The sequence below is a fragment of the Pseudomonas sp. PME37.24/006 genome (genome assembly GCF_055556635.1).
On record NZ_JBVHNL010000004.1, the window covers coordinates 753,419 to 778,685 of the forward strand.

27 protein-coding genes are annotated in these 25,267 nt (G+C 62.5%); 17 read left to right on the forward strand and 10 right to left on the reverse strand.

Annotated elements, in window-relative coordinates; all coding sequences use genetic code 11:
* Together eutB and ehuR are read right to left on the reverse strand one after the other, a co-directional pair.
* Complete coding sequence (gene eutB / locus ACZ3GY_RS19570; protein ID WP_465911655.1) at positions 1-972, reverse strand: hydroxyectoine utilization dehydratase EutB; 972 nt, start codon at positions 970-972, stop codon at positions 1-3.
* Positions 973-1,171: 199 nt separating this feature from the next.
* Positions 1,172-2,569: a MocR-like ectoine utilization transcription factor EhuR gene (gene ehuR / locus ACZ3GY_RS19575; RefSeq protein ID WP_225836729.1), complete on the reverse strand. Its 1,398-nt coding sequence runs from the start codon at positions 2,567-2,569 to the stop codon at positions 1,172-1,174.
* Positions 2,570-2,819: 250 nt separating this feature from the next.
* On the opposite strand from ehuR, the gene ehuB reads away from it, so the two are divergent.
* From ehuB to ehuA, 4 genes are all read left to right on the forward strand, one after another.
* Entirely contained in the window at positions 2,820-3,671 is an 852-nt protein-coding gene (gene ehuB, locus ACZ3GY_RS19580; protein ID WP_463562957.1) for an ectoine/hydroxyectoine ABC transporter substrate-binding protein EhuB, read from the forward strand.
* Between the two features lie 78 nt (positions 3,672-3,749).
* Positions 3,750-4,409 carry an ectoine/hydroxyectoine ABC transporter permease subunit EhuC gene (gene ehuC / locus ACZ3GY_RS19585; protein WP_465911656.1) on the forward strand — a complete coding sequence of 220 codons (660 nt, stop codon included), beginning with the start codon at positions 3,750-3,752 and terminating at the stop codon, positions 4,407-4,409.
* On the forward strand, positions 4,406-5,068 hold the full coding sequence (ehuD, locus tag ACZ3GY_RS19590) for an ectoine/hydroxyectoine ABC transporter permease subunit EhuD (RefSeq protein ID WP_465911657.1): 663 nt from the start codon (positions 4,406-4,408) through the stop codon (positions 5,066-5,068). Before ehuC ends, ehuD begins: the two co-directional genes overlap by 4 nt.
* 41 nt (positions 5,069-5,109) lie before the next feature.
* A complete protein-coding gene (gene ehuA, locus ACZ3GY_RS19595) occupies positions 5,110-5,889 on the forward strand; it encodes an ectoine/hydroxyectoine ABC transporter ATP-binding protein EhuA (protein WP_465911658.1) in 780 nt (259 codons plus the stop codon).
* A 211-nt stretch (positions 5,890-6,100) separates the two neighbouring features.
* Here the strand turns inward: ehuA and ACZ3GY_RS19600 are convergent, their stop codons facing one another.
* From ACZ3GY_RS19600 to ACZ3GY_RS19635, 8 genes are all read right to left on the reverse strand, one after another.
* On the reverse strand, positions 6,101-6,736 hold the full coding sequence (locus tag ACZ3GY_RS19600; protein ID WP_465911659.1) for a hypothetical protein: 636 nt from the start codon (positions 6,734-6,736) through the stop codon (positions 6,101-6,103).
* 201 nt (positions 6,737-6,937) lie between these two features.
* Complete coding sequence (locus ACZ3GY_RS19605; protein ID WP_463562961.1) at positions 6,938-7,204, reverse strand: PilZ domain-containing protein; 267 nt, start codon at positions 7,202-7,204, stop codon at positions 6,938-6,940.
* A 99-nt stretch (positions 7,205-7,303) separates the two neighbouring features.
* Positions 7,304-8,191 carry a lysophospholipid acyltransferase gene (locus ACZ3GY_RS19610; protein WP_465911660.1) on the reverse strand — a complete coding sequence of 296 codons (888 nt, stop codon included), beginning with the start codon at positions 8,189-8,191 and terminating at the stop codon, positions 7,304-7,306.
* Between the two features lie 86 nt (positions 8,192-8,277).
* Positions 8,278-8,889 (reverse strand): pyridoxamine 5'-phosphate oxidase family protein, encoded by a 612-nt coding sequence (locus tag ACZ3GY_RS19615; protein ID WP_465911661.1) that lies wholly within the window; start codon positions 8,887-8,889, stop codon positions 8,278-8,280.
* Positions 8,890-8,900: 11 nt separating this feature from the next.
* The gene (locus tag ACZ3GY_RS19620) at positions 8,901-9,449 is read right to left on the reverse strand and encodes a DNA-3-methyladenine glycosylase I (protein ID WP_465911662.1); all 549 of its coding nucleotides are present in this window, start codon (positions 9,447-9,449) and stop codon (positions 8,901-8,903) included.
* 262 nt (positions 9,450-9,711) lie between these two features.
* Positions 9,712-10,533 (reverse strand): DUF3325 domain-containing protein, encoded by an 822-nt coding sequence (locus ACZ3GY_RS19625; protein WP_465911663.1) that lies wholly within the window; start codon positions 10,531-10,533, stop codon positions 9,712-9,714.
* Positions 10,530-10,826, reverse strand: coding sequence for a DUF3649 domain-containing protein (locus ACZ3GY_RS19630; RefSeq protein WP_463562966.1), 297 nt, complete (start codon positions 10,824-10,826; stop codon positions 10,530-10,532). The genes ACZ3GY_RS19625 and ACZ3GY_RS19630 overlap by 4 nt, the downstream gene beginning before the upstream one ends.
* Positions 10,823-12,451, reverse strand: a complete 1,629-nt coding sequence (locus ACZ3GY_RS19635; protein ID WP_465911664.1) for a PepSY-associated TM helix domain-containing protein — start codon at positions 12,449-12,451, stop codon at positions 10,823-10,825. Before ACZ3GY_RS19635 ends, ACZ3GY_RS19630 begins: the two co-directional genes overlap by 4 nt.
* Before the next feature lie 356 nt (positions 12,452-12,807).
* On the opposite strand from ACZ3GY_RS19635, the gene glyQ reads away from it, so the two are divergent.
* The 13 genes from glyQ to ACZ3GY_RS19700 all read left to right on the forward strand — a co-directional run bounded on the left by glyQ (position 12,808) and on the right by ACZ3GY_RS19700 (position 25,186).
* Positions 12,808-13,755, forward strand: a complete 948-nt coding sequence (gene glyQ, locus ACZ3GY_RS19640; RefSeq protein ID WP_225836748.1) for a glycine--tRNA ligase subunit alpha — start codon at positions 12,808-12,810, stop codon at positions 13,753-13,755.
* Positions 13,752-15,806, forward strand: coding sequence for a glycine--tRNA ligase subunit beta (gene glyS / locus ACZ3GY_RS19645; RefSeq protein ID WP_465911665.1), 2,055 nt, complete (start codon positions 13,752-13,754; stop codon positions 15,804-15,806). The genes glyQ and glyS overlap by 4 nt, the downstream gene beginning before the upstream one ends.
* A 75-nt stretch (positions 15,807-15,881) precedes the next feature.
* The gene (gmhB, locus tag ACZ3GY_RS19650) at positions 15,882-16,412 is read left to right on the forward strand and encodes a D-glycero-beta-D-manno-heptose 1,7-bisphosphate 7-phosphatase (protein WP_465911666.1); all 531 of its coding nucleotides are present in this window, start codon (positions 15,882-15,884) and stop codon (positions 16,410-16,412) included.
* Positions 16,413-16,447: 35 nt separating this feature from the next.
* Positions 16,448-17,224 (forward strand): lysophospholipid acyltransferase family protein, encoded by a 777-nt coding sequence (locus ACZ3GY_RS19655; protein WP_465911667.1) that lies wholly within the window; start codon positions 16,448-16,450, stop codon positions 17,222-17,224.
* 231 nt (positions 17,225-17,455) lie between these two features.
* Complete coding sequence (locus tag ACZ3GY_RS19660) at positions 17,456-18,076, forward strand: CDP-alcohol phosphatidyltransferase family protein (RefSeq protein ID WP_465911668.1); 621 nt, start codon at positions 17,456-17,458, stop codon at positions 18,074-18,076.
* A 10-nt stretch (positions 18,077-18,086) separates the two neighbouring features.
* Complete coding sequence (locus ACZ3GY_RS19665) at positions 18,087-19,988, forward strand: bifunctional alpha/beta hydrolase/class I SAM-dependent methyltransferase (RefSeq protein ID WP_465911669.1); 1,902 nt, start codon at positions 18,087-18,089, stop codon at positions 19,986-19,988.
* Positions 19,988-21,337, forward strand: a complete 1,350-nt coding sequence (locus ACZ3GY_RS19670; protein WP_465911670.1) for a phosphatase PAP2/dual specificity phosphatase family protein — start codon at positions 19,988-19,990, stop codon at positions 21,335-21,337. Before ACZ3GY_RS19665 ends, ACZ3GY_RS19670 begins: the two co-directional genes overlap by 1 nt.
* Complete coding sequence (locus ACZ3GY_RS19675) at positions 21,327-21,785, forward strand: hypothetical protein (protein WP_465911671.1); 459 nt, start codon at positions 21,327-21,329, stop codon at positions 21,783-21,785. Before ACZ3GY_RS19670 ends, ACZ3GY_RS19675 begins: the two co-directional genes overlap by 11 nt.
* 10 nt (positions 21,786-21,795) lie before the next feature.
* On the forward strand, positions 21,796-22,416 hold the full coding sequence (locus ACZ3GY_RS19680) for a lysophospholipid acyltransferase family protein (protein ID WP_465911672.1): 621 nt from the start codon (positions 21,796-21,798) through the stop codon (positions 22,414-22,416).
* A 1-nt stretch (position 22,417) separates the two neighbouring features.
* Entirely contained in the window at positions 22,418-23,350 is a 933-nt protein-coding gene (locus tag ACZ3GY_RS19685; RefSeq protein ID WP_465911673.1) for a phosphatidate cytidylyltransferase, read from the forward strand.
* 512 nt (positions 23,351-23,862) lie between these two features.
* Positions 23,863-24,051, forward strand: coding sequence for a Com family DNA-binding transcriptional regulator (locus ACZ3GY_RS19690; protein ID WP_465911674.1), 189 nt, complete (start codon positions 23,863-23,865; stop codon positions 24,049-24,051).
* 10 nt (positions 24,052-24,061) lie between these two features.
* On the forward strand, positions 24,062-24,820 hold the full coding sequence (locus ACZ3GY_RS19695) for a hypothetical protein (protein ID WP_465911675.1): 759 nt from the start codon (positions 24,062-24,064) through the stop codon (positions 24,818-24,820).
* 180 nt (positions 24,821-25,000) lie between these two features.
* The gene (locus ACZ3GY_RS19700; protein WP_465911676.1) at positions 25,001-25,186 is read left to right on the forward strand and encodes a hypothetical protein; all 186 of its coding nucleotides are present in this window, start codon (positions 25,001-25,003) and stop codon (positions 25,184-25,186) included.
* Positions 25,187-25,267 lie beyond the last annotated feature (81 nt).

A 25,267-nucleotide genomic window follows, 5' to 3' on the forward strand; every position in this document is an offset into this window, starting at 1 on the left:
TCAGGCGTGCGCGCCATTGAGCACGCGCAGGTGCTGGTCGATATCGATGTTGCGACCGCTGACCACCACGACCACCGGCCCACGAGGCTCGATCAGGCCTTCGAGCAGCGCGGCGATGCCCACCGCAGCGGCACCTTCCACCACCTGCCGTTCCTCGCGGTAGGCGTGGCGCATGCCCCGTGCGATGGCCGCCTCGTCGAGCAAATGCAGCTGATCGCACAGCTCGCGGGTCAGGCCAAAGGTGTAGCGGTTATCCAGGCCGATACCGCCACCGAGGGAGTCCGCCAGGGTCGCCACCTCTTCCACCTCCATCGGCTGACCGGCCTGCAGGCTGGCGTGCATCGCTGCGCCCAGGCGCATGCTGATGCCGTGGGTGCGGACGGCTGGACTAGTGGCCTTGATCGCCAGCGCCACGCCGGCGAACAGGCCACCACCGGAGAGCGGAACCAGCACGTCGCAGACGTCCGGGCACTGCTCAAGGATTTCCAGACCGAGGCTGCCCTGACCGGCGATCACATGGGGGTGGTCGAACGGCGGAATGAACGTGGCGCCCTGGTCGCGGGCGATGCGCAGTGCTTCGAGCTGGGCATCATCCTGGCTGCGCCCGCTGATCACCACCTCTGCCCCCAACTCGCGGATGGCGAGAACCTTGTTCGCCGGCACCAGCTCGGACAGGCACACAGTGGCCTTCACGCCAAGCTGAGACGCTGCAAATGCCAACGCTCTGCCATGGTTGCCGGTGGATGCGGTGACCACGCCCAGACGCTGCTGCTCGGCACTCAATTGCGCCACGGCATTGCTGGCCCCGCGCAGCTTGAAACTGCCGGTGGCCTGCTGCGATTCCAGCTTCAGCCACACCGGCACACCGAGCAGGCGAGTCAGCGAGGGCGAGGCTTCCAGCGGCGTCTGCCGAACCAGGCCGGCGATACGCTGGCGTGCCTGGAGCAGGTCGTCGAGGTGGATCGAAGGCATGGCGCGCATTCCCCGCTTGGTGTTTGCGACCGAGTGTACGAGCGGAGAAATGCACCACCGAATGTACTAGGACGATATTTTTTCATACCGCCGCATTCGACTTTTCCACAGGGCTGCCATGCAGCTAACGAGCACGCCAGCAGGCCCTGGCAAGGCGCCGGTTCATCAGAAAACCGGCCCACGCAAGGGCGCTATCGGCCTAGAAATCGTGAATCTTCGGGTACTGCTCGAAGACTTCGCGGATGGTTTTAAGGCCCTTTTGCATCTGCGCCTCGCTGCATTCGGCGCCCACGCACAGGCGCACCGCACGGGGCCGTGGCATGCCGGGCGGCACGAAAGGATCGGGCAGCGTCAGCGCCACATGCTTACGGCGCAGCTCGCGCAGCAGGCTGTCCGGCTCCCAGTGCTCCGGCACCGCAAGCCAGGCATTCAGTGAATAGGCATGGTTGCGCAGCAGGTACTCGCCCAGCTCGGCCTCGACCAGCGACTGTCGATTGGCCAACAGTTGGCGCTGCATCTGCACCATCTCTTCGGCATGCCCGCCATTGATCCAGCGAGCAGCGATCTCGCCAAGCAGCGGCGTGGCCATCCAGCTGTTGACCCGCAGGATGCTCTCGGTGCGCAGCGCCAAGCGCTTGGGCATCGCCAGGTAACCGATGCGCAAGCCGGCCAGCACCGACTTGGTCATGCTGGTGCAGTAAAACGACAACTCCGGCAGGTAATGGCTGATCGGCCGCGCCCGCTGCTGACCGGCTAGCAGCGGGCCGTAGACGTCGTCTTCGATCACGTACACGCCATAACGACGAGCGATCTCGGCGATCTCCCGACGGCGTGCATCGGGCATCAGGCAACTGGTGGGGTTGTTCAGATTCGGCGTGCACACCAGGGCAGTGATGCGCTCGTTGCCACACATATCTTCGAAGTGCTCGGGATCGATGCCGTGCTCATCCATCTCCAGGCCTTTGAGGGTAAAACCAAGCACCTGGGACGAGCCGATCACGCCGTGATCGGACAGCCCTTCGCAAAGCACCACATCGTCCGGCCCGGCCAACGAGGCCAGGGCCAGAAAGATGCCGTGGGCCGCGCCATTGGTGAGCAGCAGGTCGTCTCGGGTGACATCCAGGCCGAGCCGGGACAACCAGCGCACCCCGGCGTCACGGTGGCTCTCGAAACCGGCGATGGGGCGGAAGGCGCGAATCCATGGCTGATCCGATTCGGTCGCCAGCTCGCCGCACGTGGCCTGCCACAGGCGATCATGCTCCGCGGTGTGGACGATACGGGCGATGGAAAAATCCAGCAGCGCCTGTTCGCTGTGGTCGAGCATCGAGGTAGCCACTCGCTCGCTGGTGCGCCGCGATACGAAGCTGCCACGGCCCACCTCGCAACGCACCCGGCCCTGGCGTTCGAGTTCCTTGTAAGCGTTGGTTACCGTCTGCACGCTGATGCCCAATGCCTCGGAAACCTGCCGCTGTGGCGGCAGGCGCTGGCCGTCGGTGAGGTTGCCCTGTTCGATATCGGCGGTGATCGCCTGCACCAGCGTCTTGTACTTGGACTCACCCTGGCGAGCGCTGCCCAGTGCCTGCTTCCAGTTGTGCATACTGCTCCCGCGGGTTGGAGGCTGTTGGATACAGCATCCCGCCTGTCAGCCTGGGATTCAATTGTCCTAGTGCAATGCCACAGGCAAAAAGCCTTTTGTATGCTCGGGCTCAAGGGTGGAACCGGCGCTCGACGCGCCCAGAAAAATAGCGAATCCACCCGGGCCGTACGCGGCCAGATGCTCTTGAAAACCTGCCTCCTAACATAGCGCTCCGCTCCATCGAGCGGACTACAAGAAACAGGAGAATCACATGATAAGCAGCGTTATTCCTTCCACGGTACGTCGCCTCACCATTGCCTGCGGCGTCTTCGTCGCACTGGGTGCCACGGTCGCACAGGCCGCCGACACCCTGGAGAAGGTCAAGGAAAACAGCAGCGTGCGCATCGGCTACGCCAACGAAACGCCGTTCGCCTACACCGCGCTGGACGGCAGCGTCACCGGCGAGTCACCGGAAATCGTCAAGAAGATCTTCGAGAAGATGGGCGTCAAAACCATCAACCCGGTGCTCACCGAATGGGGTTCGCTGATCCCCGGGCTGCGCGCCAGCCGCTTCGACCTGATCGCCGCCGGCATGTACATCACCCCCGAGCGCTGCAAGCAGGTGCTGTTCACCGACCCGCATTACCAGTTGCCCGACACGCTGCTGACCAAAACCGGCAACCCGAAGAAGCTGCACAGCTATGAAGACATCGCCAAGAGCGGCGCCAAGGTGGCAATCATGGCCGGCACGGTGAACCTCGGTTATGCCCGCGATGCTGGCATCACCGACGGGCAGATCCTTCAGGTACCGGACACCACCGCACAGCTGCAGGCTGTACGCGCCGGGCGCGCCGATGCCGCGGTGGGCACGCAACTGACCATGAAGAATCTGGCCGAGAAGGGCGGCGACACGGTGGAAGCGATCAACGAGTTCAAGGACGACCCATCCCACACGGGCTACGGTGCCCTGGCTTTCCGCCCGGAAGACAAGGCGTTTCGCGACGCGGTCAACGCCGAGCTGAAGAAGTGGATCGGCACCGACGAGCACCTGGCGACGGTCAAACCGTTCGGCTTCGACAAGTCCAACATCACCGACAAGACCGCTGCCGAGCTCTGCCAGTAGGAGCGGGCTTGCCCGCGAGCGGCTTGCGCGGACGGGCAATGCATTTTCGAGTTTCCTTCGCCACATAGGACTGCACTGATGGGCGATCTCCTCCCGCTGTTGCTACAAGGCGCCTGGGTGACCGTACAGATCACCTTCTGGGGCTCGCTGCTGGCCGTCATCTCGGCGGTAATCGCCGCGCTTGGCCGGCTTTCACCCATCGGCCCACTACGTTGGCTGGCCATCGCTTATATCGAAGTGTTCCGTGGTACCTCGCTGCTGGTACAGCTGTTTTGGCTGTACTTCGTGCTGCCGATGCCGCCGTTCAACGTCGAGATGAGCGCCTACGCAGTGGCCATCGTCGGCCTCGGCCTGCATATCGGCGCCTACGGTGCGGAAGTGATGCGTGGCGCCATCCGCTCGGTGGCCAAGGGTCAGTACGAGGCGTGTCAGGCACTGAACATGTCGCCCGCCAAGCGCTTCTACCGAATCATCTTGCCGCAGGCGCTGCTGGCGGCGATTCCTCCGGGCACCAATCTGCTCATCGAGCTGCTGAAAAACACCTCGCTGGTGTCGCTGATCACCCTGTCTGACCTGGCCTTCCGTGCCCGTCAGCTGGATCAGGCGACCTTCATGACCCTGGAAATCTTCGGCCTGGCGCTGCTGATGTACTTCGTCATGGCCCAGGCGATCAACCTGGGCATGCGCCGGCTGGAAAAACGCCTGGCCCGTGGCCGCATGCGCGGAGGCCTGTCATGAATTTCTTCGACTGGCAATTCGCCTGGAGCATCCTGCCGCAGCTGCTGCAGGCCTCGCTCAATACCCTGCTGATCACCTTCGGTGGTTTCACCATCGCCATCGTGCTGGGTCTGTTCCTGGCCATCGCACGGCGCAGCCGCAAGGTATGGCTATCCTGGCCAGCCACCGGGCTGATCGAGTTCATCCGCAGCACACCGCTGCTGATCCAGGTGTACTTCCTGTTCTACGTATTCCCCAATTACGGGCTCAACCTCACCGCCTTGCAGGCAGGCATTCTCGGTATCGCCCTGCATTACGCCTGCTACACCGCCGAGGTGTATCGCGCCGGCCTGGACGCCGTGCCGCGGGCGCAGTGGGAAGCGGTCACCGCACTCAATCTGTCGCCGCTGAGCGCCTACCGCAACATCATCCTGCCCCAGGCGCTGCGTCCAATCCTGCCGGCCCTGGGCAACTACCTGGTGGCAATGCTCAAGGACACCCCGGTGCTGTCAGCCATCACCGTGGTGGAAATCATGCAGCAGGCCAAGAACATCGGTTCGGAGAGTTTCCGCTACCTGGAGCCGATCACCATGGTCGGCCTGTTCTTTCTGTTGCTCAGCCTCGGCCTCGCCTGGTGCGTGCGCCGCCTCGAAGACCGTATGGAGGAGGCGCCACGATGAACGCCCCGCATCTTTCCCCCAACGCTGCCGGAATTCCCGCCATGTCACAGCCCATCGTACGTTTCACCGACGTGACCAAGCGCTACGGCAACCTGACCGTGCTCAATCACCTGAACCTGGAAGTCGCTCCTGGCGAGAAGGTCGCCATCATCGGCCCCAGCGGTTCGGGAAAATCCACGCTGCTGCGGGCCCTGATGACCCTGGAGGACATCGACGAAGGGGTGATCGAAGTCGATGATCAGCCGCTGACTCATATGCCCGGCCGCGACGGCAGGCTGGTTCGTGCCAGCGCCAGCCATCAGCGCAAGGTGCGCGGCAAGATCGGCATGGTGTTCCAGAGCTTCAATCTGTTCCCGCACATGAATGCCATGCAGAACGTCATCGAAGCGCCGGTACAGGTGCTCGGCATGAACAAGCGCGAAGCCAGCGAGCGGGCCCGAGAGCTGCTCGACATGGTCGGCCTGGGCGCCAAGCTCGAGCATTACCCGTCACAGCTTTCCGGCGGCCAGCAGCAGCGCGTCGCCATCGCTCGCGCCTTGGCCATGCGGCCCAAGGTGATGCTGTTCGATGAAGTGACCTCGGCCCTCGACCCCGAGCTGTGCGGCGAAGTGCTCAACGTCATCCGCCGGCTGGGCAGCGAACACAAACTCACCATGCTGATGGTCACCCACCAGATGGGCTTTGCCCGCGAGTTCGCCGACCGCGTGTGCTTCTTCCACCAGGGCTGCATCCACGAACAGGGCACCCCGGCCGAACTGTTCGGCAACCCGCAGCAGGAACGTACGCAGAGCTTCCTCAGTGCGGTGAACGAGGCGCACTGAGACCTTCTCAACGAGGCGGGGACGAACCAAGCTGGTGGGCTGAAGCCTACCCTACGGGGGCGTACGCTAGGTAGGGTGGGCTTCAGCCCACCAAATTTGCTGGTTAATCGGCGGCATTCAACAGCGGAAGCGGAGCGTCCCAGAAGGCATTCCCACGCAGAGCGTGAGGAACGATCAGCGCCAGGCCCAGCCAATCCTTCTCGGCGAGACCTTACTGGCGCGGCACCTCGAACGACAGGGTCGCCACGTGTACCACGCTGTCGTAGCGCTTGCCGTCGACAGTGGCGGCGCCATTGACCTGGGCAGTCACTTCCAGCACGTAGCGGGCAGGGAAGGAGGGGTCGAGGGTCACCACGCCCTCAGCATTGGGCTTGAGGGTGCGCGTCCACTGCTCGGAGGTGTAGACGTTGACCTGCGAGGCCGACACCACGGTGCCTTTCCAGTGCAGTTTGAAGGCATTGCCGTTGGGCTCGGTCGGCACCAGTTCCAGGTCATTGACCGCCTTGGTCTCGCTGCGCCCGGCCTTGGCTTCGTAGATCACCAGGTTGTCACCTTCCGGCAGCTTGGCACTGACGCGCAGATCGCCCTGACCGCTATCGGCGATCGGGTAGGCGTCACCACTGGCGCGCAGCGCAGCGTTCTTGCCATCGGCCTGCTTGATGCTCGGCTCCAGCAGCTTGCCCAGGCTCAGCTGTTCGGTAGGCTGGAAGTCACTCAGGTAAGCCTTGGCTTGCGGGGCCGCGCCACGCTCGATCCACAGGTACTCGGCCTGGGCCACGGGCAAGGCCAAAGTGGTGCCCAGCAGCAGGGCCAGGGAAGCGGCGTGACGGCCACGGAACGGGGTCATGGGAACTCCTTTTCACGGGATTGAACGAGAAGCCCGACGCCAGCGACGGGCAAGAAAAGTGGTGGTTCATCTACAAAGACGGATAACTCGGAGAAAACCCGCACTCAGCGATGAAAAAAACACCACGACTCATTCAACAGGCGTGAAAAGCAGCGTGCCCACGCAGAGGTGGGCACACAGAGAATTTACAGCAGAAAGCGGTCAGTCGCGGATGAAGCGCAGCCCGACGCCATCGGGATCGACGCGCATCACTTCCATCTCCAGGATCGGTGCTTCGAAGGGCATGTCCTGCACCTGGCCGGTTACCCGCGTACCGAGCTCCAGCACCGCCAGATCCTCATGCCGGACGTAAACGCCGCCATCGGAAAGATCGCGAGTCTGGGCGACCAGCTCACCGAAACTCGGATGGCAGATCTTGATGCGGCACTTCATTGGTGTGCGGGGATACTGGCGCTGGTTGGCGGACATGTCCTGAACAGCCTCGTGCAAAAAGATTTGCCCTGTTAATAACTCAATTTTCTGCTTACGCCCAGCCCACCGGCGCCTCGTTGCGAGGCACCGTGAACCTCAGTACCAGCGCGTCTCACCTTCAGGGCGTTTCTTGAAGCGTTTCATGCTCCACATGTACTGGCTCGGGTAGGCACGTACGTACTTCTCCACCACGGCGCTCATCGCCGCCACGGCCGTGTAGGTGTCTTCGCTGTACATGCCTTCCGGCGCGGCTTCCAGGATCACTTTGTAACCCGAACCATCCTCCAGACGCAGCGCATGCAGGAACACGCCAACCGCCTTGTGCCCAACCAGCATGCCCGGCACGAACTTGCTGGTCAGCGCCACGGTGCCGCAGAAGGGCACGAACATCCCGGACGACAGGCTCGGCTCAGGGTCTGCGGGGATGCCCACGGCGCCGCCCTTGCGCACTTCCTTGATGACGCTGAGGATGCCTTCCTTGGTCGACGGTGCCACGCGATTGCCCAGCTGCACGCGCTGCTCGCGGAGCAAGTCGTCCACAGCCTTGAGCTTGGGCGGGCGGTAGAAAATGATCGGTTTGCACTGCGAACAGTAGAAGTGGTTGAGCACTTCCCAGTTGCCCAGGTGGCTGGTGATGCCGACCACGCCTTTGCCAGAGGCGAGAGCGGCCTCGAGCACTTCTAGGCCCTCGACTTCACGCACCCGGGCCAGCGACTTGTGCGCCGGCCAGACCCAGGCGCAGGCGCTTTCGGTCAGCGTGCGGCCAATGTCCATCAGGCTGCGGCCGACCAGCTTGTCGTGCTCGGCGGCAGTCAATTCAGGGAAGCATTTGGCCAGGTTGATGCGCACCACGTCGCGCGAGCCCGATGGCAGTTTCCACATCAGCCAGCCGATCATCGCGCCGAGCGACTGCACCGCACGCCATGGCAACAGGGCGAACAAGCGCAGGGAACCGACTACCAACGCGCCTTTGAGCTTTTCCACAAGCTGCTCCCGTCAAAAAAGGGGCACAGTGTAACCGCCTCGGGCCACCTTGACTGTTACAAGCGCCCGCCCAGGCGACGAGAGCGTCAGTACAGCAGCGTCTTCAAACGCTCCTGCAACCCGCGCTCGTATGCCTGTACGTCGAAGTCCGCCTCCATCACGGCCTTGAGGATCTCCCCCGCCGACGGCAGGCTGGAGCGCTCGACATGCCGCTCGGCATCCCACAGGCCGGAGCGCACCACCGCCTTGGAGCACTGGAAGTAGCAGGTATCGACGCTGATATGCAGCACGCTGCGCGGCAGCTTTCCCTGTGCGCTGCACAGTTCCAGCAAGGCAGGATCGACGGAGATGCTGGCGCGGCCGTTGACCCGAAAGCTCTCGCCGACGCCAGGAATCAGGAAAAGCAACGCCACATTGGGGTCGTGGATGATATTGCGCAGGCTGTCGATGCGGTTGTTGCCCGGGCGATCCGGCAGCAGCAGGGTGCGCTCGTCGACAACCCGCACGAAGCCCGGCGCATCGCCACGCGGCGAGCAATCCAGCCCATCCGGGCCATGGGTGCCAAGCACCACGAAAGGCGACGCGGCGACCAGCGCCTGATAGGGCTCGCTGAGGTAGGGGATTTCCTTGCGCAGCGAACGCTCGTGGGGCTCGCCGTACAGGGCATGAAGTTGTTCCAGGGTATCGATGCGGCTCATGGCCAATGCTCCTATTGCAGTTGCGCGTAACGATCGCAATCCTGGGTGTGATCCATGACCATGCCGGTGGCCTGCATGTAGGCGTAACAGATGGTCGGGCCGACGAAGGTGAAGCCGGCCTTTTTCAGCGCCTTGCTCATGGCCTCGGCTTCGGGAGTAACCGCAGGCACATCACCGCGACCACTGAAATGGTTGATCTTCGGCGCGCCACCAACGAACGACCAGAGCAGTGACACCGGATCGTCGAGGCGCAACCAGGCCTGAGCGTTCTTGCGCGCGGCCTGGAGTTTGAGGCGATTGCGGATGATCCCGGCGTCCTGCATCAGCGTTTCGATATACGCATCGCTCATCGCCGCCAGACGCTCGACATCGAATCCGAACAACACCTGGCGATAGCGCTCGCGCTTCTTCAGCACGGTGATCCACGACAATCCGGCCTGGGCACCTTCGAGCAGCAGCATCTCGAACAGGTGCTGCGGGTCGCGCGACGGCACGCCCCATTCTTCGTCGTGATAAGTCTGATACAGCGGGTCGTCGTTACACCAGAAACAGCGGGGCATGGCAGTCGGCTCGGCGATGGGCGAGGGCAGACTATAACCGGGGATCAACCCTGCGGATGAACTCGAATGTTCCTGTAGCCTGGGTAGAGTGCAGCGAAACCCGGGAAGCAGTTGATCGTTCCCACACTCTGCGTGGTAATGCATCGGCAGGACGCTCTGCGTCCGTACATCGTTATCCGAGCTCGCAAATCGTGGCGCGGAGCGCCCCAGGATGAATGCCCACACAGAGCGTGGGAACTATAGGCCCCTACACATCCGTCACTCAGGATTCGCGTTCGAGAAACGCCGCCAGCTCGGGCGATACCTTGTCGATATCCACCGCCGCGTGATGCACGCTGCCGTCCTTGCCTTCCACCGTCAGCCACAGCTGATCGCTGAGTTTGGCCTTGGCGGGAATCTGGATTTCTACCCAGCGATCCCAGCGGTTGCCAAAGAACACCAGGCCCGCAGCACGTAGTGAACGTGGCTTGCGGATCTTCAGATAGGCCGCGCGGATCTGGTCATCGCAGGTTTCGCAGAAGCGTACTTCGAAGGCCTTGAACGGCGTACCCAGTACCCGATGCGGCGCCTTACGCTGCGCCTCGGCCAGGGTGAACGACCAAGGACCGACCTGGCCCTGCACGGCTTCATCGCTGTGCAGCGGTTTCGGCGAAGCACTGAGCAACAGGCCGACCACCGCCACGGGCACCAGCAGCAACACGCCAGTCGCCCCGCGGCGCATCCAGTGCAGGCGTTCGACCGGCTGTGCGACGAGACTCTCGACCACCGCAGGCTTCTTCTCACGGCGTGGCGCGGCCTTGCCCGGTGACGGCTGCCATGGCCACCTTGGCAGGTAGAAAACCAACACGATACCGGCGACCGACAACCAGCCCAGCCACGCCGCCGCACCGACGCTCACGCCCCAGTGACTGAGGCTCAGGCCCAATGCCAGAGCCAAAAGCAACCAGCCTGCGGCGCGCAGTACTTGCATCCACAGCGGTGACAGCACGCGGCGCAGCAGATGCTTGCAGTGTTTTTCCATCGCCAGCGCCAGGGCGATGAAGCCACCGAGGCTCGCCAGCAGAATGGAGAGATTCAGGCTCATGCCGCACCTCCCGATTGCAACACCCAGCACAGCAATGCGACCACCGCGGTGGGGATCAGCATGCCCAGCCAGGCACGGGTCACGCTACGCACGCTGAACACCCAGATCACCGCCACCGCATACAGGGTAAAGCTGAGCATCGTGGCGGCCAGCACGGCCTGGCTTTTCGGCAGCGGCCAGACCAGCGACAACAACACGGTCAGCGCGGAGGTCAGGGCATAGCCACCCAGCGCCGCAGCCAGCACTCGCGAGACGACCAACCAGCGATAACGCGCCATCGAACCTTCTTTCATGCCAGCGCCTCCTTGCCCGACAACGCAGCCGCCGCATCGGCCTTCAGCCAGCGGCGACGAATCTTCATGGCGCCGTAGGCGAACAGCGCCGCCAGGCCGAACATGCTCAGATCGAACCCCGCCAGCACCCAGTCACCCTCGACGAGGGTCACGCCCAGATGGCGGTCGGTAGTCAGGGCGTTGATCACAGGGATCAGCCCGTAGGCCGCCACCGCCATCCAGGCCATCTCCAGCCAGGCCTTTTTCAGCGGTCGCAGCGAGGCATAGAGGAACAGCCAGCCCCAGGTCAGGAACAGACAGTGCATCTCCCAGTCCGCGCGATCACCCATGCCCACCGGCAACAGCCGGTTGGCCCAGAAGTAGGCGGCCACCGCCACCGGCAGGCCAACCAGGGTGCCGGCGTTGAGCACTTCCACGAGGCGCAGGCCGTAAGCGTCGAACAGCGCCGCACCGTCGTTGCGCTTGAGGTGCTGATTGCGCCGCTTGACCGTCCACAGCACCAGCCCGGTACCGATCATCCCGCAGCCGAGCAGGCCGGCGATCAGGTACAGCCAGCGCAGCCACCAGTCGGCGAACAATCCCTCGTGCAGGCCGATCAGCATGCGGTGGGTCTTGCCGGCGCCGTGGGTCTTGTCCGGATAGACCGTCGGCTGGCCATCGGCAGCAGCAAAGCTCAGCATCACCGGGTCATAGATGTTCACCGAGTCGCCGATGATCCGCTGCACGTCGACACGCACTGGCTCGCCCTTCACCTGGCTGATGGTCAGGCTCGACACGCCGCGATCGGGCCATTGCGTTTCAGCGCGCTGCACCAGTTCCTCGAGCGAGACCTGTGGCCGGCTGGCGGGCAGATGCTCGCGCTTGTCGCGGGCAAAGAGGTCATCGAACAACGCGCGCTGCTGCAGGTTGCCGGTGCCATACACTGCGGCGGCACCGGCCGGCATGTAGTTGAAGGCGAAGAAAATCAGGCCGCTGTAGGTGATCATCAGGAAGAACGGCAGCGCCATCACGCTGATTACGTTGTGGGCATCAAGCCAGGAGCGCTGCCCCTTGCCAGGGCGGAAGGTGAAAAAGTCTTTGAAGATCTTCTTGTGGGTGATGATCCCGGTGAGAATCGCCAGCAGCATCAGCATGGTGCACACGCCGACGATGGTGATGCCCACGTTATAGGGCATGTAATGCAGTATGTAGTGCATCTCGTACAGGGCGTCGCCACCACCGGTGGCACGCGGCTCGACTTCCTGGCGCGGCAGTCCGGTCTCGGCGTTCAGCTCTTCACGACCGCGCCGACCGAAATCGTGCCCACGCTCGGGCAGGTCTTCCCAGGCAATCGCCAGGCCCTGCTCGCCACGCGGGCGCAGCGAAGTATGCGGCAGGGTGATGGTCCAGCTCTTGGCGTTGCTGGCGACCTGCTCCAGGCGCTTGAGGCCGCGCTCGAGCATTTCGCTGCGTTCCACGCCCTCGACGCGGATCTGCAGCGGCCGCTCGGGCTGCATCCAGCGGGTGATCTCATCGTCCACGTAACCGGCAGTGCCGGTCACGAACACGAAAAACAGCACCCAGCCAACCACCAGCCCCGTCCAGGTATGCAGCCAGGCCATGGACTGGCGAAATCCCTCTTTCATCGATACTACCCTGCTTATTGTCATGAACACGGCCAGACCGCCTGCGAGGCAGGCCTGCCACCGTGGTGCTGTCCGTAGATAAAATGATGCAGCCCTGCAAACGACACGAGCATCTGCGATGCCCGTAGGCAAAATCGCCACATCTCTAAGTAAGACGGACGAGCGCAGGAAAACCGGCATTTTAACGCGACTGATTATTATTGGCAGGGTATTTCGTGCGGCTAGCTGCACTCGCGAGCAGAGTGCCATCGCCGGGGTGGTGCGTTGGTCTGTAGAGACGGCGCAGCATGCGGGCTGCGCCTTGCTTCGGGTATACTCCCCGGCTTTCTGTCGCAGCCCTAACAGGTGAATTTTTCGTGAGCCAGACAACGCCTGCCGTGCGCACCTTCCAGGACTTGATCCTCGCCCTGCAACAATACTGGGCCGAGCAAGGCTGTGTGGTATTGCAGCCCTACGATATGGAAGTGGGCGCCGGTACCTTCCACACTGCCACCTTCCTGCGTGCCATCGGCCCGGAAACCTGGAACGCCGCTTATGTGCAGCCTTCGCGTCGCCCGACCGACGGCCGTTACGGTGAGAACCCCAATCGTCTGCAGCACTACTACCAGTTTCAGGTAGTGCTCAAGCCGAACCCGGAGAACTTCCAGGAGCTGTACCTGGGTTCGCTGAAGGCCATCGGCATCGATCCGCTGGTGCACGATATCCGTTTCGTCGAAGACAACTGGGAATCGCCGACCCTCGGCGCCTGGGGTCTGGGCTGGGAAATCTGGCTCAACGGCATGGAAGTCACCCAGTTCACTTACTTCCAGCAAGTCGGTGGCATCGAGTGCTACCCGGTGACCGGTGAAATCACCTACGGCCTCGAGCGCCTGGCCATGTACATCCAGGGCGTCGATTCGGTGTACGACCTGGTGTGGGCAGACGGCCAGTTCGGCAAGGTCACCTACGGCGACGTGTTCCACCAGAACGAGGTGGAGCAGTCGACCTACAACTTCGAGCACGCCAACGTCGAGAAGCTGTTCGAGTTGTTCGATTTCTACGAGAGCGAAGCCAATCGCCTGATCGAGCTGGAACTGCCGCTACCGACCTACGAGATGGTGCTCAAGGCCTCGCACACCTTCAACCTGCTCGACGCACGCCGCGCCATTTCGGTGACCGCACGTCAGCAGTACATCCTGCGCGTGCGCACCCTGGCCCGTGCCGTGGCACAGAGTTATCTGCAGGCGCGGCGCAAACTCGGCTTCCCGCTTGCCGCCCCCGATCTGCGTGATGAAGTATTGGCCAAGCTGGAGGCAGCAGAATGAGTGCACTCGATTTTCTGGTTGAACTGGGCACTGAAGAACTGCCACCCAAAGCCCTGAAAACCCTCGGCCAGGCCTTCCTGGCAGGTGTCGAAAAAGGCCTCAAGGCCGCCGGCCTGAATTACAGCAGCGTGCGTTACTACGCCGCGCCGCGCCGCCTTGCGGTATTGGTCGAGCAACTCGCTACCCAGCAGCCGGATCGCACCGTCAACCTCGATGGCCCGCCGTTGCAGGCCGCCTTCGACGCCGACGGTAACCCGACCCAGGCCGCCCTGGGCTTCGCCAAGAAGTGTGGCGTGGAGCTGGCCGAGATCGACCAGAGTGGGCCGAAGCTGAAGTTCAGCCAGCACATTGCCGGGCAGAACGCCGCGAGCCTGCTGCCGGGCATCGTGGAAACCTCGCTGAACGAGCTGCCGATTCCCAAGCGCATGCGCTGGGGCGCCCGCAAAACCGAATTCGTCCGTCCGACCCAGTGGCTGATCATGCTGTTCGGTGATCAGGTGATCGATTGCGAAATCCTCGCCCAAAAGGCCGGCCGCGTATCGCGCGGGCATCGCTTCCATGCCAACCATGAAGTGCGCATTTCCGCACCTGCAATGTACGCCCAGGAGCTGCGCGCCGCCTACGTGATCGCCGACGCCACCGAGCGCCGCACGCTGATCGCCAAGCGCATCGAACAACTGGCTGCCGAGCAACAGGGCACCGCCATCGTGCCGCCCGCCCTGCTCGAGGAAGTCAGTGCCCTGGTCGAATGGCCGGTGCCGCTGGTGTGCTCCTTCGAGGAGCGCTTCCTGGCAGTGCCGCAGGAAGCCCTGATCACCACCATGCAGGACAACCAGAAGTACTTCTGCCTGCTGGACGCCAATGGCAAGCTGTTGCCGCGCTTCATCACCGTGGCCAACGTCGAGAGCAAAGACCCGGCGCAGATCGTTTCCGGCAACGAGAAGGTGGTGCGTCCACGTTTGACCGACGCCGAGTTCTTCTTCAAGCAGGACAAGAAGCAGAAGCTGGAAAGCTTCAACGGGCGCCTCGCCAACGTGGTCTTCCAGGCCCAGCTCGGCACCGTCTACGACAAAGCCCAGCGCATCTCGGCCCTCGCCGGCTTCATCGCCGAACGGATTGGCGGTGACGCCAAGCGTAGCGCCCGTGCCGGTCTGCTGAGCAAGTGCGACCTGGCCAGTGAAATGGTCGGTGAGTTCCCGGAAATGCAAGGCATCGCCGGTTACTACTACGCCCTGAACGACGGCGAGCCAGAAGACGTTGCCCAAGCGCTGAACGAGCAATACATGCCGCGCGGTGCCGGTGCTGAACTGCCGAGCACGCTGACCGGTGCTGCCGTAGCGCTGGCCGACAAGCTGGACACCCTGGTCGGTATCTTCGGTATCGGCATGCTGCCCACCGGCAGCAAAGACCCTTACGCGCTGCGTCGTGCGGCTCTCGGCGTGCTGCGCATTCTCATCGAGAAAGGCCTGGATCTGGATCTCGGTGCCACCGTCGACTTCGCCGTGCGTCAGTACGGCGGCAAGATCAAGCCACAGGGTCTGGCGCCACAGGTGCTCGACTTCATCTTCGACCGCCTGCGTGCGCGTTACGAAGACGAAGGCGTGGACGTCTCCGTGTACCAGGCCGTGCGCGCGGTCAACCCGCTGTCGCCGCTGGACTTCGATCAGCGCGTGCAGGCCGTGCAGGCCTTCCGTCAGCTGCCGGAAGCCGAGGCCCTGGCCGCCGCCAACAAGCGTGTGTCCAACCTGCTGGGCAAAGCCGATGGCTTGGTCGCATCGAGCATCGAAGCGCATTACTTCGATACGCCTGCCGAGTTCGCTCTCAACGCCGCCATCCAGCAGGCCGACAACGCCGTGCAACCGCTGGCACAGGCGCGTCAATACAGCGAAGCGCTGGCCCAGCTGGCCTCGCTGCGCAAACCGGTGGACAGCTTCTTCGAAGCGGTGCTGGTGAATGCCGAAGACCCCAAAGTACGTGCCAACCGCTACGCGCTACTGGCACGTCTGCGCGGGTTGTTCCTGGGTGTCGCCGATATCTCCGTGCTCGGCTAAAGCAGTCGCAAGCTGCACGCCACAAGCTGCAAATAGCAGCCTTGGCCTGCAGCTTGAGGCTTGGAGCTTGCAGCTATGAAGCTGATCATTCTCGACCGCGACGGCGTCATCAATCATGACTCCGACGCCTATATCAAAAGCCTCGACGAATGGATCCCGATTGCGGGCTCCATCGAGGCCATCGCCCGTCTGAGCAAGGCGGGCTGGACGGTGGCAGTGGCCACCAACCAATCCGGTATCGCCCGCGGTTACTACCCGCTGGCCGTACTGGAATCCATGCACACGCGGCTGCGTGAGCTGGTGGCAGAGCAGGGCGGTGAAGTCGGCCTGATCGTGCAATGCCCGCACGGACCGGATGACGGCTGCGATTGCCGCAAACCGAAACCCGGCATGCTGCTGCAGATCGCCGATTACTATGGCGTACCGCTGCAGGGCGTTTGGTTCGTCGGCGACAGCGGCAGTGACCTGCAAACCGCACGTGCCGTCGACTGTCAGCCCGTTTTGGTGAAAACCGGTAAGGGTGCTCGTACCCTGGCCAAGCCACTGCCAGCCGATACGCTGGTATTCGATGATCTGGCGGCGGTCGCCGCACAGCTTCTCACTTGATAGCGCAGGCCCGGCCTGCCACGGTAATTGCTCACATGTCGACAGTGCAGTTCTTCAGAATTTTCCTCTTCTATCTGTTGCTGTCCTCCAGCTCGTGCATCTGGTGCATCATCAGCATGTTCGTCGCCCCCTTCCTGCCGTTCCGCGCGCGTTATCGCTTCGTGGTGCAGAACTGGTGCCGCTGCGCCGTCTGGCTGGCCAAGGTGGTTGCCGGCATCAAGTACGAGATCAAGGGCCAGGAAAACATCCCTGATCAGCCCTGCGTGATCCTCGCCAAGCACCAGAGCACCTGGGAGACTTTTTTCCTGTGTGCCTACTTCGAGCCGCTGAGCCAGGTGGTCAAGCGCGAGCTGCTGTACGTACCCTTCTTTGGCTGGGCGATGGCCATGCTCAAACCAATCGCCATCGACCGCAGCAACCCCAAGGCCGCACTCAAGCAGCTCGCCAGCCAGGGCCGCGCGCGCCTGGAGCAGGGCGCCTGGGTGTTGGTATTCCCGGAAGGCACACGCATTCCGGACGGCCAGATCGGAAAGTTTTCTCGCGGCGGCACCGCGCTGGCGGTAAACAGCAAGCTGCCGGTGTTGCCCGTTGCCCACAACGCTGCGAAGTTCTGGCCGAAGGAAGGCTGGGGCAAGAAAGCCGGAACCATTCAGGTGGTATTCGGCCCACTGCTGTATGCCGAAGGCGAAGGCCCGCGCGCGATTGCCAACCTCAACGACCGTGCTTTCGCGTGGGTCAGCCAGGCGCAATTCGAGATCGGTGCGCTCGACCCGCAAAGCGCCACGGCGGAGCCGCCCAACGATCTCGCCTGAACACAGCCGATCTGTGGATAACCTGTTGAAGGATTTATTTTAAAATTTAAATAGCCGCCTCAAGGTACTGATAAAACTGGATTTTTATCGGTACCTAAAATGTCGATAAATTGGGCATAAGTTTTCATGCGGCAACATGACAACGATCACGCTGGCGTATCGCTTAGTAGGTGCTCAACCGGCTAAGCTGGCGGCCAGACAAAGAAACATGACGAAACGGAGTTCGCGTCCATGCTTTCGATTTATCAGCTCAAACCTCGCTTCCAAAACCTCCTGCGCCCACTGGTGCAGCGCCTCTTCGACCGTGGCGTGACCGCCAATCAGGTCACGCTGAGCGCTGCCATCGTGTCGGTGCTGATAGGCCTGCTGCTCGCATTTCTCCCCGGCCAGCTCTGGCTGTTCGCGCTGATCCCGCTGTGGATGCTGCTGCGTATGGCGCTCAACGCGGTGGACGGCATGCTCGCCCGAGAGTTCGGCCAGCAGTCCACGCTCGGTGCGTACCTCAACGAACTCTGCGACGTGATCGCCGATGCCGCGCTGTTCCTGCCCTTCGCGCTGTTGCCCGGCGTTTCTCCCGTGCTGGTGGTGCTGCTGGTCATCGCCGCGCTGATCAGCGAGTACGCCGGCGTCATGGGGCCCATGGTGGGCGCCTCGCGCCGCTACGACGGCCCAATGGGCAAAAGCGATCGCGCCTTCTGCTTCGGTGTACTCGGTGCCGGTGTCGCCACCGCGCTGCTGCCACTGAGCTGGATAAATCCGATTCTGGCGGTCATCACCGCACTGCTGCTGTACACGCTATACAACCGCGTACGCCAGGGTTTGGCGCAAGCGGCTTCCCCCACTGCGGAATAAGGATGCTCCAATGACAGAAGCTCGCTCGAATACCTTCACGACCCACGACGGCGTCAGCCTGTTCTACCGTCACTGGCCTGCTGTGGATGCACAGCCAGACTCGCCACGCCGCGCTATCGTCATGTTTCATCGCGGCCACGAACACGGCGGGCGCATGGCCCATCTGGTCGAGGAACTGGGCCTGCAGGGCTTCGACTTCTTCGCCTGGGACGCGCGCGGCCACGGCGAATCACCGGGCGCGCGCGGCGACAGCCCGAGCTTCGCCACCAGCGTGCGCGATGTGCAGACCTTCATCGATCACATCGCCAATACCCACGGCATCGATACCGCAGACATGGCGGTACTGGCGCAAAGCGTCGGCGCGGTGATCGTCTCCACCTGGGCACACGACTACGCCCCGAAGATCCGCGCGCTGGTGCTCGCCTCGCCAGCCTTCAAGGTCAAGCTGTACGTACCGTTCGCACGGCCAGGGTTGAAGCTGATGCGCGCCTGGCGCGGCAATTTCTTCGTCAACAGCTACGTCAAAGCCAAGTTCCTCAGCCACGACCCGCAACGCATCGCCTCGTTCGACAACGACCCGCTGATCACCCGCGCCATTTCGGTGAACATGCTGCTGGGCCTGTACGAAGCCGCCGAACGTGTGGTCGCCGATGCCCAGGCGATCCAGATACCCACCCAGTTGCTGATCTCCGGCAGCGATTTCGTGGTGCACCGCAAACCCCAGGAGCAGTTCTTCGCGCGCCTGGGCAGCCTGCACAAGGAACAGCACATCCTGCCCGGGTTCTTTCACGACACCCTGGGCGAGCGCGACCGGGCCCACGCACTAACCCGCATTCGCCGCTTCGTGCTCAAGGCATTCGAGCAGCCGCTACAGCGACCATCGCTGCTGGACGCCGACCGTCTGGGCTGGAGCTGCGCCGAAGCCGAAGAGCTGGCGGCGCCGCTGCCGAAAAACTCGCCTCGGGATCTTTACTGGCGCGCCACGCGTGCCAGCATGCGGCTCGGCAGCAGTGTGTCTGCGGGCGTGAAACTGGGCTTCGACACCGGTTTCGATTCCGGCAGTACCCTGGATTACGTGTACCGCAATACGCCCACCGGCAGCTCGCCAGTGGGCCGGCTGATCGATCGCAACTACCTGAACTCCATCGGCTGGCGTGGCATTCGCCAGCGCAAGGTGCACGCCGAAGAACTGCTGCGCCTGGCCATGGGTAAATTGCGTGAGCAGGATCGCCAGGTACGCATCGTCGATATCGCCGCGGGTCATGGCCGCTATATCCTCGAAGCGCTGGAGCAGGGTACCGAAAAGCCCGACTCGATCCTGCTGCGTGACTACAGCGACATCAACGTGCGCGACGGCGCTGCGTTGATTGAGCAGAAGGGCCTGGGCAGCATCGCCCGCTTCGTCAAAGGTGATGCCTTCGACAAGGCCGACCTGGCTGCGCTGGATCTCAGCAGGCCGTTGCAAAACGTAGGCGAGGCAGTCGATGCAAGGCAAAAAGAGGCGAGAGAGCGCAGTTTACAAGGGGTAAATGAGCATCTTGAGCCTGTTTTTAACGAAGCAGCGGCAACGCAGGTAGTTTTGCAACAGCCTGCGAAGCCGACGCTGGCGGTAGTCTCCGGCCTCTATGAATTGTTCGGCAGCAACCAGATGGTCGGCGACTCCCTGGCAGGCCTGGCGGCAGCCGTGGAAGAGGGCGGTTACCTGATCTATACCGGCCAGCCCTGGCACCCGCAGCTGGAGCTGATCGCCCGCGCGCTGACCAGCCACCGTGACGGCCAGGCCTGGGTGATGCGCCGCCGCAGTCAGGCAGAAATGGATCAGTTGGTGGAGGCTGCCGGCTTTCGCAAACTGACCCAGCGCATCGACGAGTGGGGCATCTTCAGCGTATCCCTGGCCCAGCGGGTGTCTTGATGACGCCCGCCGCGGTCATCCGCGAGAGCGGGTTATGGAAGCGCGGCATCCTCTGGCTGCTACTGCTCGCGCCGCTGTTCTTCGGCACGTACGGCTTCGCCAACTGGTTCACCGGCCAGCGCGATGACGTCGGCAGCCTGGTATTCGCCTGGGAGCGGCAGATTCCCCTGTGGCCCTGGACGATCATTCCCTACTGGTCGATCGACCTGCTCTACGGCCTGGCCTTCCTGCTGCCGGCTACCCGTGGCGCAGTGGATCGGCTCGGCTTGCGCTTGCTGACCGCGCAAGTGATCTGCATCAGCTGCTTCCTGCTCTGGCCGCTGCGCTTCACCTTCGACCGTCCGGAGCTGGACGGTTTGTTCGGGCTGATGTTCGACGTGCTGATGGGTTTTGACAAACCCTTCAATCAGGCACCGTCGCTGCACATCACCCTGCTGGTCGTGCTGTGGGCCTGCTTTGCCCATTCGGCGGTTGGTATATGGCGTGTTGTGTTGCACGTTTGGTTCGCTCTGATCGGCCTTTCGGTACTGACCACCTGGCAGCATCACTTCATCGACGTACCGACCGGCATGCTCGCCGGCTTCCTGTGTCTGTGGCTGTGGCCCAGCGAAGGACGCAGCCCACTATTCGCCTGGCACCTGGCTCGCGATCCGAAACGTTGGCGTCTGGCCTTGCGCTACGCGTTCGGTGCGACGCTATGCAGTGCGCTGGCGATCCACTTCAGTGGCTTCGCGCTGTGGTTGCTGTGGCCGGCGTTGTCGTTGCTGATGGTGGCGCTGAACTATGCGCTGTTCGATGCACAGGGTTTCCAAAAGCGTGCCGACGGGCGCCTCAGCGCTGCCAGCACCTGGTTGCTGGCGCCGTATCTGGTCGCCGCTTGGATCAATTCGCGGGCCTGGACGCGCAAGCATCCGCAGCCCGATGAGGTAGCCGACGGCGTCTGGCTCGGGCGCATTCCCGGGCGTGAAGAAGAGCAGGCTTTTTCGGCAATCGCCGACCTGTGTGCCGAGTTGCCGTGCCGAGTAAAGGACAAACCCTACCGAGAGCTGGCCTGCCTCGATCTGATCGCCCCGAACACCGCGCACTGTCTGCAGGCGGCAGTGGCCATCGACGATCTTCGCCAGCACGGGCCGGTGTTGGTGTGCTGCGCACTGGGCTACTCACGCAGCGCTACCGCGATCGCCGCCTGGCTGTTGCACAGTGGCCGTTGCATGAGCGTCGCAGAGGCCGTTTCGCTGCTTCGCCAGGCTCGCCCACAGATTGTGCTGGGAAACGCTCATTTAGAGACGCTGGAGGGCATATTGAGCCAACCAACGGCCACGTCGGGAGGCGCCTTGCATGGCCAGTGAAATGCACCTGCAACTGGTCGCAGGGCTGTTGCGCCGCGGCAAGGCACTCGACCGCCTTTCCAGTGCCCTGACCCTGCTCGCTCTGGTTATCGGCCTGGTGCCTCTACTCGGTTTCATGGCGCTCACGACGGGAGGGGCAGTGTGCGCACTTCTGCTGGTCTGCGGCCTGCTGCAGAAGTACTACGCGCTGCGTGTAGCGCTGGACGCAGAACTGTTCGTACAAGCGGCAAACGACCCGACGCAACTCAACCGTCGCACTGCAGAGCTCGATCAGGCGCTGATTCTGCTTGGCCATAAGGCCGATCAGGGTTCGCGCTCCTGGGAACAGCGTGGCCAGGGCGCCCTGCGCCTGCTGCGCCTTCAAGCCACGTGGCTCGGCCTGCAGTTGTTCATCGCCCTGGCAGCCATCGTGCTGATGCCCTGGCTTTCACACATTCGATTCGGATAAGGAGCTGTCCATGCTTGCGTCACTGGTCGCATTTCTCATCACCTCCGGTGCGCGACTGCTCACCGGCGCCCGCGCATTGTGGCTCGGCAGTACCGCGCAGTCGGTGCAGCGCATCTACTACGCCAACCACAGCAGCCACGGCGACTTCGTGCTGCTGTGGGCATCGCTACCCGCCGAGCTGCGCAAACGCACGCGCCCGGTAGCCGGTTCGGATTACTGGATGAAGGGCACGCTACGCAGCTTCCTGATCCAGCGTGTATTCAACGGCGTGCTGGTCGACCGTCAGCGTAACGACCCCAGCGCCAATCCACTGCAGGCGATGCTCGATGCGCTACAGCAAGGTGATTCGCTGATCGTCTTTCCGGAAGGTACGCGCAACCTCGAGGATGGTCTGCTGCCGTTCAAGAGCGGCCTCTACCACCTGGCCAAGGCACGACCAGACGTTGAGGTGATTCCCGTTTGGATCGCCAACCTCAACCGGGTGATGCCCAAGGGTCGATCCTTACCGTTACCACTGCTATGCACCCTGAATTTCGGCGCGCCGCTGGGCATGGGCGAAGAGGAGGGCAAAGACGCCTTCCTCGAACGCGCCCGCGACGCCCTGCTGGCCCTGGCTCCCGAGGAGGTTTGAGATGGATCGCAATACCTTGCTGTTATTCGCCGGCATCGGCGGCATCCTGCTCCTCGCCAGCCTGATCGGCTGGCTGCTGAAACTGCGCGCTGGCCCTGGTCCGCAGCCAGTCATCGACAACCTCAATGCACGCATCAACGCCTGGTGGGTGATGGTGCTGGTCATTGGCTTCGCCTTCCTGTTCGGTAATACCGGCGTGGTGGTGCTGTTCTATTTCGTGTCGTTCTACGCCCTGCGCGAGTTCATGACCCTGACGCCGACCCGGCGCAGCGACTATCCGGCACTGATCGCCGCGTTCTACTTCGCCTTGCCCATGCAGTACCTGCTGATCGGCATCGGTTGGTATGGCTTGTTCGCCATCTTCATTCCGGTCTACCTGTTCCTGTTGCTGCCGATCCTATCGTCCCTGGGTGGCGACACCACGCGCTTCCTGGAGCGCACGTCCAAGGTGCAATGGGGGCTGATGATCGCCGTGTACTGCATCTCCACCGTGCCGGCACTGCTGACCCTGGAAATCGCCGGCTTTGAGGGCCGCAACCTGCTGCTGATCGCCTGGCTGGTGATCGTCGTGCAGATCTCCGACGTGCTGCAGTACGTCTGCGGCAAGCTGGCAGGCAAACACAAGATCGCCCCCAACCTGTCGCCGTCGAAGACCGTGGAAGGCTTCTTCGGTGGCGTGGCACTGGCGACGCTGATCGGTGCCTCGCTGTACTGGATCACCCCGTTCGCCTTCTGGCAGGCCGGCCTGTTCGCCTTGCTGGTGTGCCTGCTCGGCTTCGCCGGCGGCCTGGTGATGTCAGCGATCAAACGCGACCGTGGCGTGAAGGACTGGGGCCACATGATCGAAGGCCACGGCGGCATGCTCGACCGCCTCGACTCGGTCTGCTTCGCCGCCCCGGTGTTCTTCCATATGGTGCGCTACTGGTGGGGGTGAAGCTTCAATCGCATCGACAAATAATTGATTAATAAAAACCCGGCTAGAGGCCGGGTTTTTTGTGCACCGAAAACACAATAAGTCGGCGGGCAAATAAAGTGTGATTCCTCCCCTAATAAGAATCAGGACTACAGATATGTCCGCTTTTTCTCAGTACGTTTCCGTTGATTGTGGGGGTTACGGCCTGTCCCACTTGTTGCCATGACACTGGGGGGGTATAAATTAGCCATCTTCAACGAGGTGCGTTAGCAGCCCTCGAACGTCAAACCCGGCCCTTGCGCCGGTTTTTTTGTTTATGGCGCGCCGTGGTCGTGGTGCCGAGCCCATGGACGGGCTACCCAAAAGAAAGCCCCGCCGAAGCGGGGCTTTTTCGTTTGTTCAAAAGAGAGGGCGACTTCAGCCGGTGCGGACACACCGACAGAGGCCGCCGACCAGCAGAGTGCACCTGCAAGCCAGCCAAGGCCCCCTCACTCTCGCGAGAGCGGGGCGAGCCTAGCAGAAACCAAAAGGCTATGCAGATGTTGAAAGAATGCCGTTGTGGCAAGTGCAACCGACTTCTCGCCCGAGTAGGTGAGTACACCACCATCCAAATCAAGTGCTCGCGCTGCAGCACGCTGAATCACCTGAAGACCGAGAGTCTCGTTACCCCGCCTCTGAGCGCCTCTACTGCGGATCAATCCGCACTATCCCAAACTATCTGAGGTGACACGCATGAAACTGAATAAAAAATACCTGGCTCTGGCTGCTGTGACCCTGGCTTCAGCAGTGAGTGCGATCAATGCACAAGCAGCGACGCAGACTCTGTGCGAGAACATCGCGCGGCCGGCTGGTTACCTGTCTGTGCAGGCTGACATTCCGAACAGCCGCTGCCCGACTGGCAAGGCTATCAAATGGACGACTCCTTCGGACGGCTTGGCCATCCTGCTCGCACCACAACTCGATGACATTACGCCGCCATACCGGGTTACCCGTGTGAATAAGAACGGAGCTAACCAACTGCTCAGCTTGAGCATCGCCGAAGTGAAGGACGGTGGTACGTTCTGCTCGATCCGCTCTGTGCCGTACAACTTCTTCAATGTGGTTGGCGGCTTTGTGAGCAACTGCAACACCAGCGGTACCTCGACGTTGCCCAACACCTGGAAGCTGTACAAGGTGTTCGGATCTTCGATTGAGGTGCCTTCTTCTGGTGGTGCCGCAAAGGTGAGCGTGGCGATCAACAGTCGCCTGAGCAAGCCGACCCTCAACTATGTGGTGCGTACGACCGCCAACCTGAATGGCCAAGTGACTACGATCAACCGGCCTGGCTTTACTCAGTCTGGGAAGTACACGCTGAAGCAGCTCGCGCCGAGCTTGGTTGAGAAGGCAGAGCAGGGCGCGTCCTTCTCGTTCCAGGTGGTGATTTTTGATGGCCCGACTGCCATCGCGGACGGTACTACCACCGCTACCGGTGCTCAGCTGATCGGTAACTGATGTAGTTCGGCCCCAGCTTCGGCTGGGGTCGTTCATTTATTTCGGCTGATACAGCCAACTGTCCGCGCTGCGGGCATTTCTTTTTCTGGCCCTTGGCAGCTTGGGAGGTTGTGACATGAGCGATCCGCTGAGCGAGCTAGCACTTTGCGGGCTGGGGCCAGGGTCTGCTTTAGCGACATCATGGCTGGTGCGGACGGCAACGCCGCTACGGGCGCACCGTGCGGTGCCCTGGTATTCGTGATTGCACCGCCCGACCTGAAGGGCAAAGCGCGTCTGCTGTTGTTCTTCGTAAGCCCATTGATGGGCTACCTGCTCAGCCCCGCGCTGGACGAGCTAAAGCTGTCGGGCATGCGCCCACTAGTTTAACCCAGGCCCTGCGGCTTTCGCCGCATCGGCCACGGTTGTGGGCATCGCCATGGCCTGTATCAAGAAGCTCGAGGCACCTTT